9 protein-coding genes are annotated in these 13,436 nt (G+C 41.2%); 3 read left to right on the top strand and 6 right to left on the bottom strand.

Annotated features, from left to right (window positions below):
* Positions 1 to 29 precede the first annotated feature (29 nt).
* The gene (locus tag GTQ43_RS33905; RefSeq protein WP_265277136.1) at positions 30 to 344 is read right to left on the bottom strand and encodes a hypothetical protein; all 315 of its coding nucleotides are present in this window, start codon (positions 342 to 344) and stop codon (positions 30 to 32) included.
* A 198-nt stretch (positions 345 to 542) separates the two neighbouring features.
* Between GTQ43_RS33905 and GTQ43_RS33900 the strand changes: the two genes are divergently transcribed.
* The 3 genes from GTQ43_RS33900 to GTQ43_RS33890 all read left to right on the top strand — a co-directional run bounded on the left by GTQ43_RS33900 (position 543) and on the right by GTQ43_RS33890 (position 4,461).
* A complete protein-coding gene (locus GTQ43_RS33900; protein WP_265277135.1) occupies positions 543 to 815 on the top strand; it encodes a hypothetical protein in 273 nt (90 codons plus the stop codon).
* Positions 816 to 979: 164 nt separating this feature from the next.
* Entirely contained in the window at positions 980 to 2,851 is a 1,872-nt protein-coding gene (locus tag GTQ43_RS33895) for a DEAD/DEAH box helicase (RefSeq protein WP_265277134.1), read from the top strand.
* 302 nt (positions 2,852 to 3,153) lie between these two features.
* The gene (locus GTQ43_RS33890) at positions 3,154 to 4,461 is read left to right on the top strand and encodes an NF041680 family putative transposase (RefSeq protein WP_265270371.1); all 1,308 of its coding nucleotides are present in this window, start codon (positions 3,154 to 3,156) and stop codon (positions 4,459 to 4,461) included.
* A 74-nt stretch (positions 4,462 to 4,535) separates the two neighbouring features.
* On the opposite strand, the gene GTQ43_RS33885 is transcribed toward GTQ43_RS33890, so the two are convergent.
* The 5 genes from GTQ43_RS33885 to GTQ43_RS33865 all read right to left on the bottom strand — a co-directional run bounded on the left by GTQ43_RS33885 (position 4,536) and on the right by GTQ43_RS33865 (position 13,355).
* The gene (locus tag GTQ43_RS33885) at positions 4,536 to 5,225 is read right to left on the bottom strand and encodes a hypothetical protein (protein ID WP_265277132.1); all 690 of its coding nucleotides are present in this window, start codon (positions 5,223 to 5,225) and stop codon (positions 4,536 to 4,538) included.
* A gap of 21 nt (positions 5,226 to 5,246) precedes the next feature.
* A complete protein-coding gene (locus GTQ43_RS33880) occupies positions 5,247 to 5,657 on the bottom strand; it encodes a hypothetical protein (RefSeq protein ID WP_265277131.1) in 411 nt (136 codons plus the stop codon).
* 431 nt (positions 5,658 to 6,088) lie between these two features.
* The gene (locus tag GTQ43_RS33875) at positions 6,089 to 6,493 is read right to left on the bottom strand and encodes a hypothetical protein (RefSeq protein WP_265277130.1); all 405 of its coding nucleotides are present in this window, start codon (positions 6,491 to 6,493) and stop codon (positions 6,089 to 6,091) included.
* On the bottom strand, positions 6,490 to 7,083 hold the full coding sequence (locus GTQ43_RS33870; RefSeq protein ID WP_196521765.1) for a ParA family protein: 594 nt from the start codon (positions 7,081 to 7,083) through the stop codon (positions 6,490 to 6,492). The genes GTQ43_RS33875 and GTQ43_RS33870 overlap by 4 nt, the downstream gene beginning before the upstream one ends.
* A gap of 410 nt (positions 7,084 to 7,493) precedes the next feature.
* The gene (locus tag GTQ43_RS33865) at positions 7,494 to 13,355 is read right to left on the bottom strand and encodes an AAA family ATPase (protein ID WP_265277129.1); all 5,862 of its coding nucleotides are present in this window, start codon (positions 13,353 to 13,355) and stop codon (positions 7,494 to 7,496) included.
* Between the last annotated feature and the right edge of the window lie 81 nt (positions 13,356 to 13,436).

The following is a 13,436-nucleotide window of genomic DNA, read 5'->3' as shown; positions in this document are numbered from 1 at the left end:
AACTGTCAGTAAAGAGAATGAATTACTGACTACCAGCCCTCACGCAAAGCTTTAACAAAGGTATTTGTGGCGTGTTCTGGCTCACTAAAAGGAATTCGGGAATTCAGATCGAGTACGTACAAAATAGCGGCTTCTAAATTCTGGGAATAGGCATTGATGCTCACTTGTACCCGGTCAGATTGAAAACTAATACCCAAAGCGCAGAGTGCCTCCCAATGAACAGCCAAGGGTTCAACTTCATATTCATCTAAGTCGAGCAAGTACAAATTAGCCAAAAGCCGTTGCTCTGGACTACGATTTAAATCACGGATATCATAAGCAATTTGTTCAGCGTTGATTCTCATAGGGGATCACCTGTCTATTGCATTGGTATAAGTTGCAATTCTGGTAAAGCACTAGAAGCCTGATTCTCTCGTGTGGAATGAGTAGGTTGTTTGACGGTAGACTTTCAGTAAATTGTAGTATAACAAGCGCTCGAATTCATACTTCAATGGAGCAATTAATGTATGCTATTTGATTAGTGACATAATGGCTATTTCAAAATGAAAAGGAAACTGTCACCTAAAAAATTAGACCAATTGATTTTAATGATTGAAGAGCATGGTCTAGATTGGAATATAAGCAGGTACACTAAAGAGGGTATAAGTACGTATCGAGCTTCAGTTTCACCCCCAATAGCGTCTAATTTAGCAGAACCGAAACCTACGTTTAGTAGAGGCGAGTGGAAAACTCCAGTAGAGGCTTTGGCTGATGCCTATGCGAGGTACAAGGCAAGTAGATTTATGCCAATAGTCGAGCAAATGGGATTACCCTAATCAAAGTTGATTAACTAAAGCTTGACGTTTCGCCTCGTATTCCTGCTGAGTGAGGATACCTGCCTCCAAAAGTATTCACCTGTGAACGCTTACGGTGTGATATACCTGTTAACCCCGTAACTGAGCTAGTTATTCCTCCATTGTTAGTGCAGGCGTTCGCATGAATGCAGAACAGTCAGAAAAATTGTTATGTACTCCACGGGTATTATAAGCTTGCAGGACAGAAAGCAATTAGAACAAGGGGTGACATACAAACATATATGTTGATTCTGCGCGATTACCAACAAGATTTAGTTTCAAAAACTTTTACTGCTTGGTCTTGTGGAATTAGAAAAGTATTATTGCAACTGAGTACGGGTGGCGGCAAGACTATTATCTTTGCTGCAATCGCATCTGAATTTATAGCCCAAGGTGAAGGTGTGTTGGTAGTCGCTCACAGGGAGGAATTAATTCTCCAGGCCAGCGAGAAACTGACGGCAGCTACAAAAGTACAACCAGGAATCATCAAAGCAGGATACAAGCCAACTGATTCCTTAATTCAAGTAGCCAGTATCCAAACTCTTTTTCGTCGCCAAACTTACCCAATAGCGAAGGTTGTGATTATTGATGAAGCTCACCATTCTTCAGCTAATAGTTACCGTAAATTGCTAGATGCTTATCCAGATGCACTCATTTTGGGACTGACAGCTACACCAAGACGTGAAGATGGTTATGGACTGCGAGATATTTTCGACCACCTGATTTGCTCAATTAAGACCCAAGAATTAATAGCCCTTGGATATTTGACAGATTATAAGTTAATCGCTGGCTTTAAATATAGCAAACACAAAGTCCCTAAAAAACGTGACTTCACCAGAAAAGAATTAGAAGAAGTTGCTTCTGATTACAAACCTGCTGAGGTGTTAAAGCAGTGGAAAAAATTTTGTGCTGGTAAAAAGACAATTATTTTTGCGGTCAACGTCAAGCATTCTCAAGATATCGCAGCAGTATTTTATGCAGATGGCATCACCTGTGAGCATCTTGATGGAAATACACCACACTCACAGCGTCAAGCAATTTTAGATAGATTTCGTAATGGTCAGACGCAGGTGATTAGCAATTGTGCCATTTTGACTGAGGGATTTGATTGTCCTGACTCACTGGCGGCGGTGATTGCTCGACCTACTAGCAGTGTTACTCTTTGGTTGCAAATGATTGGCAGAATATTACGCCCTGCCCCGCTTAAGGAATATGCAACTATCCTAGACATGACTGATAACTGGTTTCGGCTTGGTCGTCCTTGTGACAACAGAGAATGGAGCCTTGACCCGATATCCTGCGACCCAGATACCCAAGGGGTAAGATGCTGTCCGCACTGTCACCATGTTTTCAAACCAATGCCAGCCCTAGTTCGTACTCAAGAATACTTTAATTCCACTCTAGCAGAGTTTGTGACTCAATATGAAGCGGATTGTCCCAACTGCGGCGAATCTTTTAAGTGGATATTGTCAGAGGATTCTGGAATAGAAAATAGTGGAGTCCCGGTGATTGTTTCTAGCAACGAGATTGAATTTAAAGAAGTTCCTCCAGAAGTACGTCCTGTTTTACTGCGCCCAATTATTGAAGCTAAAAAGCGGAAGTTTAGGAGCGAAGGAAAAAAATCGTTTTTTTATAATTCCACAATTAGAAGCTGGTTCTTAAATTGCCAAGAACTAACTCTAACAGAGCTACTTTACGCTATTCAACTACTTGATTGCTCAGAAGAAACATTTGATAAGAGCATAGAATATTTAACTTTCAAAGTACGCATTGCTACTGAATGGGAAGATGTAACCCGAATTATGTCTCGTCGTCCAGACAATGTAAAAAAAGTTATTTGGAGTAATTTTTCTGGTTTAGAAAAAGACAGACTCAACAAAATGAAAGTACAGTATGAAAACGAAATGGAGGAATGGTTGACCGAAGAAAATCTGGCAGTAATAGCGAGTGACCTGGAAATCTGTGAAGACATTGAGATGATTTCTGATTTATGGCAAATCTATAAAACTGGAGTTTAGACTAAAAGCGATATGAGAGAACGCAAATCAAAAGGAATTAGAGGTTAAAAATATTATCTTGTCAGCCTTAAAGCATCCTGACCTTTAACAATTATTGTGTAGTATACCTGCTCAGAAAATAATACAATAATGATAATCATGAAAAGGGTGGGAGAGAAACGAGCGTCGCTCGTTTCTCTCCCACCCCCCTTATTCGATTATCATTATCATATAATAAGCAAGAAGAAAAGGGGTGTCTGATTGAATACAGGCCCCCTTTTGGCAGAAGCTGAGAAACGAACTACCATTACTCAGATGCCAAGATGAAACGTGCCAGATTAGAAGAATTCCGTCAAGCAGTCTACAAATATTTAGGCAGAGCACACGATGCAACTTTTGAGTTGACAGATGCCATATTGCTAACTAGAAATGTTTATTGCCTAGCAGAATTGTCCCTATCGCCAGTATTTAGAAGGAAGTGGCCAAGTATCTATGAGGCACTACAAGATAGTAGGCCACAGCGACAGAAATTGATGCAGCTATATATCAAACAAATCCCCGCAGAGGGACGACCATTGTTAGCAGGAGATCACACAAACTGGTCACGCCCAGATGCCGTCAGGTTGCAAGAGCGAACTTATGAGCATAGTGGCACATCCATAGCAGGAAATAAACCGATTACCATTGGTCAAGGATATAGCACAATTGCCTGGATACCTGAAAATGAGGGAAGTTGGGCATTACCATTAAGACATGAACGGATCACAAGTGCCGAAAGTCCTATTGGGAAAGCAATTTGGCAACTCAAACAGGTGTGTAAATATTTGCCTACCAGACCGATTTCAGTTTGGGATAGTGAATATGGTTGTGCGCCTTTTATCTTAAAAACTGCGAATATTCCAGCAGATATTCTCGTTCGGTTGCGTTCAAATCTGTGTTTATGGGGTGAACCAAAAGCTTATTCGGGAAAGGGGCGACCTAAAAAGCATGGTGATAAATTTAAACTGAATGAGCCCACAACATGGAATGAAGCAACATCTGTATTAGAAATAAATGACCCAAAATTAGGACGTGTGCGTGTGAGCTTGTGGAAAGATTTACACTTCCGTCAGGCTGCTACACGTCCAATGTTAATCATCAGAGTTGAACGTCTGGACGCGCAAGGTAACATGAGAGTGTCCAAACCTTTGTGGTTGGCTTGGGTAGGAGAAGAAATGCCACCCTTAGAAGAAGTTTGGTGTCTTTACTTGCGTCGCTTTACCATTGACCACTGGTATCGCTTTTTGAAGCAGCGTCTACATTGGACTGTACCAAACTTTGGTACTCCTAAGCAAAGTGAACGGTGGAGTGACCTCATGCCTCTGATGACTTGGGAATTGTGGTTAGCCCGCGATATCGTTACTGACAATCCTTTACCTTGGCAGAAGTCTCTAGATAAATTGACCCCTGGAAGAGTTGCTCAAGCTATAGGTGGAGTTTTTGCGGCCATTGGTACTCCCACCTCTGCACCCAAACCTCGCGGAAAGTCTCCCGGTTGGCAACAAGGAAAGAAGCGTCACCGTAAAAACCGATGTCCCATTGTTAAAAAAACAGTAGCACGACCACCTAAAGAACCATCTGTTGCTGTTTAATACCCAAGATTCTTCATACTTTTGCTAAGTCTCTGATTAACTCAGCCCTGCTGGGTCATTTTCCATTGCTTAGTCTAAACTCCAGAGTTATAGGCTGCTGCTCCTTGAGTCAATATTTCTTTTAGATTCTTGGCAATATTGATAAATCCCCTAGTATTTGAGTTTTTGGGTAGTTGGTCAGCTTGTTCGACTAGTTGCTCAATTTCGTCACGGTACTGCACTAAAAGAAACTGGTCTATTTGACATTTGCTGCGACAAGTTTCTACATCTCCAAATTCATCAGCAAACTGCTTTAATCCTTCTGCTGCATTTTTCAAATCAAGGGTAAGTGGTACAAGAGCGCGGGCGCAGGCAGTAGAATCAATGTTGGTATTGTTAAACTTTTTTCTGAGTATAAGTTCAAAACGCTTGATATAAATTGCTAAAACAGAAAGCGCTGTTTCTTTATCTTGGGGACTGCTAAAGTTCAGTTGATGCGTGCTAAAAAGTTGGGGAATAAGTTGTAAAATAGCTTTGAGTTCGCTAGTCTTAAATCTATTGCTCCACAGAGCAATGGCATCTCCAATATTGTTGATGGTTTCTAGACGCAGTACAAAGTAGAAGGAAATCAGATTAATTAAATAACTGCGCTTCATCTCCATCTGAACGTAGTTAGAGATATAAAGCGGTTGGTCAGTAAATTGAGATTCAAAATACTGTTTATAAGCTTGCGTACTTAATAACAGAGAACGGAGAACTGAGGTGTCTAAAAAATGTTGATTCACAGATTCATCTTCCATTCTGTGTTATGACTCGTCTGAATCTGTATCTAGACTATTGTCAATGCTTACCCCGAAAGGTAGGGTATCAAAGCCTAAGTTTTCTAGAGTTAAAATAGAGTCTTCAACTGATAAATTGTTGATTGTCTCTTGATTGACTAGGGATGTAAGTAAGTCATAAACTCCCTTGTACTGACTGGCATTATAGTCAATCCATCGGTTTTGAAATACAAGTGCATCATGGAGCGCCATTACCACTTCTGTATAGGGATCAAAAGGTAATTTATCGCGCATGAACCTCATAGTACGCAGTAGGTTGTCTGCATAGACCGCTGCTATTGGTTCTCCAGAGTAAGAGGAGAGTTTTTGTAAATCTACCAAGATAGCCTTGGTGATTTCTACTCCTGAAACTTCTAAGACAGTCTGCTTAATATTCATTGTTTCTCTTCGACAGTAACTTGAGTTGAGTCGGAGCTAATTGACACTTTATGGGGTAGATTTATGAGATAAAAGGCTTCTCAGATGCGTCCTGTACTAAAGAAGGGCAGCAATACCTCAGTCTAAAAGTTTAGTCTAGTTTCCAGTCTATACAAAAAATAGTCTGCCAAGATCCAGCAAACTGCTAAACCCCCATGAAACAGAAAAACCATCATTCAGCATACGCTACCAAAATAAAAAAATTGGTTGAAACAGCTAAACAACTTCGTACTGAAAATTTTAGGTTGGCGCCACCTATCACGCGCTTGACTAGCTTCAATTGCCTCCTAAAGATGCATGGGAAATCTAGGAATAGCTGCATCAGTCTTTTTCATTATCGCAATAGTTTCTTTCAGCTTTAGTACAATGCGTTCCAGCCATTCAGTAAGGAGTCAGTCTGATTTAGAATTTCGCCTTGGCGTAAATTCGTCAATTAGTAAATCTATATTTTCACCTTGCTGCCATTTCACCCAGACAGCCATGAGAAAATCTACCAATTCGCTTTTGTCAATCTCTACGCCACGCCTTTTTAGTTTAAGTAACTCTTCCTCTACATCTAAATCTGTTGAGCGTTTCACATAATAGGTGCGCCCAATCCAAGCATCATCAGACCGCTTACCTGTTGCAGGTCTGCCACGTTTACGGGGTTCTTCTTGAATTGGCGCTGTCTTTTGTGGTGTTGGAGTCTGTGTCACGTTACTCTCTGTAGTTGGCTCAGTCGGAAGTTCTGGCTCAATTTGTGCTTCCTCTTTGGTTTCAAATAACTTTTTAAAAGGGCTAGGTTTAGGGTTGCTCATGACAATATCTCCTTACCCACCTCTTGATACTCCCGCCATGCTATTTTGCTGCTGCGGTCTTTTACTTGGTAAACTGGCAGCCCCTCCAGTGCCGCTTTTTCATAAACAGCAAATCGTCTAATCCCATGTTGAAATAGTGGTATTCCCTCTGCCTCTAATGCTTCCCGTGCCTGCTGTCCTGTTAAGCGAGGGGCTGGGGGAATAATTGTGAGCAACACACGATAGCGCGAGCTGCCTAATGATTTAAGTGCGCCTACAGTCTGCAACAGCGCATCCATCGCTAAAGCATCAGGGGTAGTAGGCAAGATTAATAAATTACACCCATCAGCGAGTGCTTCTAAATCTTCGTGGCTTGGCCTAGCTGCTGTGTCAATAACCACATGGTCAAAATTACGACTGTGCATAGGAGCTTGTAGTAAATCCACAACTTTAAAGGGTAATGCTCCTCGCTTTGCCCATCCTGTAGCACTGTGGTTTGGGTCGCCATCAACTAGCAAGGTGCTGCCATGCTGAGATAGAAAGCAAGCAATGTGGATGGCGCTTGTCGTTTTAGCTACGCCACCCTTGAAACTAGCAAGGGTGATTATCACTCCATGTACTCCAGTAAATGCTGCTAGTTTACTCTTAAAATGGCGAAAATTTGTATTTCTTTATTTATGAAATGTTAAATTGGCGACAATATAACATTTCACCAATTCAAAAATATAAAATATCCTAAGTAGCAACCGTCAGCTTGGACGGACTAAACCTGAACAGAAGACAGTTTGACTTTACTCCTAATTATCAGGTTGCTTCGCTCTCTTCGGATGGTCTACTGGTTAGTACAGTCTGCGTGAGTCACTTAAATTGGCAATAATACAAATTGCTAGCAAGACAATAATACGTATTTTCGATAATTCACATTTTCGCCAATTCAAAATAAAAATAGCACATCTTACCACTTAAGTTTCACAACTGATGGGCGATTGGCGAAAGCCAGTCGCAATAAGTTCGCTCTGCGTTAACCCAGAGTCGGAGCCAGAATCGGTAAGGTAATGACAAATTCAGTTCCCTCACCGAGTGTAGAATTTACCTTGAGCGAACCGTTGTGTTTTTCCACTATAATTTGCTGGGCGATCGCTAACCCTAACCCTGTCCCTTTACCCACAGCTTTTGTGGTAAATAAATGGTCAAATATCTTTTGTTTGACTGATTCACTTATTCCCTTGCCATTATCAGCAATGGCAATTTTAACCAGATGATTTTCTACTGATGTGGTAATTGTAATTCGGTTAGGATTGGTTTTGATTTGTTCAAAACTGCGTCCCTGATTAGATTCTTCTAAGGCATCAATAGCATTAGCGAGAATATTCATAAATACTTGATTTAGTTGCCCAGGAAAACATTCTACTTGAGGTAAATTACCGTAGTTGGTGACAACTTCAATAGCCGGACGAGTCTCCGAAGCTTTGAGGCGATGGCGTAAAATCAAGATGGTGCTATCAATGCCTTCGTGGAGGTTGAAGGTTTGTTTTTGGTCGCTATCAGCACGAGAGAAGGTGCGAAGACTATGACTGATAGATGTGATACGATCGCCGGCATCTTTCATCGCTCTGATTAACTTGGGTAAATCATCCCGTAAATATTCCAGGTCAATTGTCTCTAATTCCTCTGCAATTTCCGTCCCAGGTTGAGGGAATTTATCGTTGTAGAGGTCAATCAGTCCAAATAGGTCATTGATATAATCTTGGATAGCACTAACGTTACCAATAATACAGCCAACGGGATTGTTGATTTCGTGGGCTACCCCGGCGACTAAGTTCCCCAAGGCTGACATTTTTTCACTTTGGACAATTTGGAGTTGGGCTTGCTGCAAATCATTCAAGGCATTTTCTAATGCAAGGGATTTCTGCTGTAGGGCAAGTTCTGCTTCTTTTCGTTCGCTAATATCCAATACTAATCCATCCCAAACCAGAGTTCCATCGGCAAGTTTTTGAATTCGAGCTTCAATGTGAATCCACTTGACGATGCCAGATGCTGTCACAATTCGCCCTGACCACTCAAAAGGAGTCAGTGTTTGCATCGAGTCGGCAACCGACTGTTGGTGATTTGCAGCATCATCTGGATGTATCGCTTTGAGGAGAAACTGCACATTAGCGATCGCTTGCTCGGCTGTAATTTCGTATATTTCATAACAGTCTGCACTGATGTACGGTAGAGATATGACACCATCAGCAGATATCTGGTATTGATAAACAACGCCAGGAACATTGTCTACAAGTTTTTCAAAGCGAGAATTACTCGCACTCAATTGGGCGAAAGACTCCTCTAGTTGTTTAGCATATTGCTGAGAATGTTCATAAAGTTGGGCATTTTCCAGGGAAATGGCTGCTTGAGCGCAGAGTAAATTCAGTAGTTCAATGCGATCGCTTGTAAATGCTCCAGTTGCTAAGTTATTCTCCAAATACAAAACACCAAGCAACTTACCCTGATGCAAAATCGGGCTACACAAGATACTTTTAGGCTGTTGTTGTTGAATATAGGAGTCATTAATTAATTGCGAATGCACTCTAGCATCAACAATCACTGCTGATTGTAAGCTGCGTTTGACAGTATTAATTAAGCCAACTGGTAAATATCTTGACTCTGCGACTGACTTTGGATTAGTCAGTATTTCGTTCTGCACACCCACAAGAGCTAATGCCCGAATCATTAAATTACCTGACTCCATCAGCATTAATACGCACTTATCGGCTCCAGCATTTTCGATGATGATGGAAAGCAACGATGAAAGCAGTTTCTCCAGTTCGATTTCGCCTGAGATAGTTTGAGAAGCCTTGAGAATGGTCGCTAAATCTAAAGCCACAGAGACACTATTGCTGGAAGTGGGGTAACTGGTAGAGGTGACACTCCCCAAAGCAAAGATAGTTTCGTTACTTGAGAGAGAAGAACGGTTGTTTTGGAGGATGGGGGCGAGTAATTGGGGATAGCGTTTTTCTAAGTCAGCGACTTTGGCTTTTGCACCCCAGTGGGCATAGCAGTAATAGGCTTCTTGCATATAACCTGCGGCGACTTTTTCTTTGCCCCAATTGAGGTAAAACTTGGCGGCTAGTTCGTTGGCTAAGGCTTCTTCTTGGATGTATTCATTTTCTTTAGCTCCAGAAATGGCGCGATCGTAATAGTCCATTGCCTCTGTCCGATTGCCCAAAACATGATGCTGCTCTGCTTCCACCAAATAAAACTTGTGCAAGTGATTCATTGGTGCATAGCCAGACCATTCTCGCAGTTTGGACTGATTCTTCTTCACCATTTCTAGAATTTTATTCTGATCGACTTCTGAAGATTTAGAAAAGACTGCTAAACGTGCTAAGGAATCGTAATAATGAAACACGGGAACGACCGCTTGACCCAAAACACCGCCAATATAATTAGCAGCGAGGGTGGCAAGGTCTAATATTAAAGTATATTCTTCAAACAAGAAGCAGAGGATGAGTTTGTGTAAATACACACAATGAAGTGCTTGAATGCTGTTTGCTACTTGATACTGCGGCACAGCTTGCTCTTCGTTAAATGCTTCACCAATTAAGCAGCAAGGATTCTCAGAATATCCCATTAAATTTAGAATCACTTGTCGCTGTATTTCATTCAGGTCTAACTGAAGTTTGTGTTTGCCCTGTCGAATAATAGCACTTCGTATTGTCATCTTTTGCTGTAACTCTGTGAGTTCTTGCCCAATCAAGTAAGACGTTTGACATTCGTGGAAACAATTCCATGCTGTGTTTTCTAAATCTCCAGTTTCTAGACCAATCTGATATCCAGTTAGTCCAAATGAGATGAAATTTTTGGGATGAGATTTCCAATGCACAATAAAAGCTAACAAGAATGTAAATATCCTGGAATGAAATTGTTTATCTTGCAGCTGATTCATTAGGTTGAGCGCTAACATACCAAACTGATAGCCTCGTTCAATATCGTTGGAAATAGAGCAAAGCACCATACCGTAAAGCGTATAAAATGAAGCTGAAAAAGAAGAATTACCGTATTTGATTGATAATTGAACAGCAATATATATAGTCAAAAGAAATGAATTTAGCGACCTTTGATAGGCTGGAACTACTACAAGATTAAGCAGTCGCATTGCAGACAATGCGTATGAATCGGTCATCTCAGGAAGGTAAATTAAATCCTCAATATTTTTCTCCTCTATCAGGTGCGTAGTTTTCGATGATGCCTGTTCTAGGTCAGTAACAGTAGGAGAATTAGGCATATCGATTCCCAAATTCTTCAGCACCTGCAAACTGATTTCTAGAGCTTCTGTAAATCTTTCATTGGCGATATAAATATTGATGCTAACTTCATAAACTATTATTTTGTCGATCAAAGATTTAGCATTTTCTAAAACAAACTCGACACACTGCTGCGCTCTTTCAAAATTGCCAATTAAATAGGCAGATTCTGCTGCGACTATATGGAGTGCGTATGATAGATCATACTGATTTCCCCAGGCATTTGTCTCTAATAAATCAATCCCTAAACTTGAATGTTTAAGTGATAGTTCGTATGCTGCTGAAGCTCTTGCTTTTCTTCCAGCGATCAGATTCAATTTTGCTAGTTTATCTCGCTCAACCGGATGAGCTAACAACTCAATGCCCACATTTAATTGATTAACAATTTCAAAAATGCTGGCTTCCAATTCGGCATCTGGAATATTTTGCAGCAGCAGCCGACCGATCGCCAAATGGGTGGCTTGTTTTTGCTCTTCGGGAATTAGGGAATAGGCGGCTTGCTGGACGCGATCGTGCAGGAATTTATAATTTAAGCTGACCTGCTGTGTGTTTTGGGTTGTATCCAATTCGCCCATATAGAACTTATAAATTTCACTTTGGGGAATAATCAGCCCTTCCTGCAACGCTTTCCAGAGGGCGACGGCGGCATCAGATTCCGACTGTTGAGAGACGATCGCCAACGTATGCAAATCAAACTGTGCGCCAATACAAGCGGCTAATTTGAGAATATCTTGGGTATCAGAGGGCAGTTTTTGTAACTGTGATGCCATAAATTCCACGACATCATCAGACATGGCGACAGTGCGAATCTCTGCCAAATCGCACTGCCAATACCCCAAGTTGAAATCAAACTGAATCAATCCATCTTGATACAATGCTTTGAGAAACTGGGTGGCAAAAAAGGGATTGCCTTTTGTTTTGAGGGAAATCAATTCTGTCAAGGCTTGAGCGGTCAAAATATGGCAGTTGAGGGTGTCAGCGACTAGCTGGTTTAAGCTACACTGGCTGAGAGAACCCAAGGTAATGGTATTGATGGTGGCGTTAGCTTTGGCGATCGCATCCAATGTCAACATTAAGGGATGCGCCGGTGAAACTTCATTATCTCGGTAAGCCCCAATCATCAATAAATAGCGACTTTCCGACTCATTCATCAAAAGTTGCATCAAATTGAGTGAGGCAGAATCAGCCCACTGTAAATCATCCAAAAACATCACTAAGGGATGTTCTTTAGTTGTGAAGACTTGAATGAACTTTTGGAATAGTAAATTAAATCTATTTTGTGCCGCCGTTCCTGATAATTCTGTCGCGGGTGCTTGCTTACCAATAATGCGTTCTAATTCGGGAATCACTTCAAGTATTATCTGCCCATTGTCCCTTAGCGCCTGAAGAATTTGAGTTTTCCAGATGTGTAATTCGCTATCGCTTTCACTGAGCAACTGCCCCATTAAATCACGGAATGCTTGCACAACAGCAGAGAAGGGAATATTGCGATTGAATTGGTCATATTTACCTTTGATAAAATAACCGCGTTGCCGCACAATTGGTTTATGAACTTCGTTGACAACTGCGGTTTTCCCAATCCCGGAAAACCCAGCTACCAGCATCATTTCTGTTGCACCTTGGCTAACACGCTCAAATGCTTGGAGTAGGGTTGATACTTCAGCTTCTCGTCCATAAAGTTTGTCGGGGATGAGGAAGCGATCGCACACATCCCTTCGCCCAATCTCAAAATCCCCTATTTTACCAGTTTCTTGAAGTTGAGTTAAACAATTTTCTAAATCAAATTTCAGTCCTAAAGCGCTCTGATATCTGTCCTCCGCATTTTTCGCCATCAATTTTTTGACGACTTCAGAGAGTACAGGCGGGATTTCTGGGCTGATTTCATGTACTAAAGGCGCTACTTTTGCAATATGACAATGCACCAACTCCATCGGCTCATTTGATAGAAATGGTAAAACTCCAGTGAGTAACTCGTAAAAAGTCACACCCAAAGAATAGAAGTCAGTGCGGTAATCAATCCCCCGATTCATTCTCCCTGTTTGTTCTGGGGATATATAAGCAAGCGTACCTTCCAACACATTGGGATTGATTAAGGTTTGGGTTTCCCGTGGTAGTAAAGATGCAATACTGAAGTCAATTAATTTAATTTGTTTGGTTTTGAGATTAATTAAAATATTGCTGGGTTTGATGTCTTTATGAATAATCCGCTCCCGATAGAGGATATCTAAGGTGTTGCAGAGTGTGATCGCAATCTCTAAAAACTCCTGTAGAGACACGATATATCGCGTCTCTACACGGGTGAAATAATCTTTTAAAGAAATTCCACCAAAGTCTTCCATCACCAACGCATAGCCATTTTGGTAGGTTTCCAGACTGTAGGTGGCGATGATTAGAGGTGAGTTGAGATTTTTGGCAATGGTATATTGATTGCGAAACTGTACTAGTTCGCTGAAGCTGGGATAGGGATTTTTTAGCAGCTTGATGACTACAGGTAATGAGTCAGTATCTTGATAACCGCGATAAACTAGGGTTCTGGAACCGTTGTAAAGTTCTTCACTGATGGCATATCCAGGAATACTGACAAGAGTGTTAAGCATACTGCTAAATCTTGATAATTTCTGGATTTAGTATTCCCAAATAAATGACGATTCCACTTATTTAGTCATTCGTGGAATAGA

The sequence above is a fragment of the Nostoc sp. KVJ3 genome (assembly GCF_026127265.1).
In the GTDB taxonomy this organism is placed as follows: Bacteria; Cyanobacteriota; Cyanobacteriia; order Cyanobacteriales; family Nostocaceae; genus Nostoc.
The sequence above is the reverse complement of the archived record's forward strand: the minus strand, read 5'-3'. Positions and strand labels throughout refer to the sequence as shown.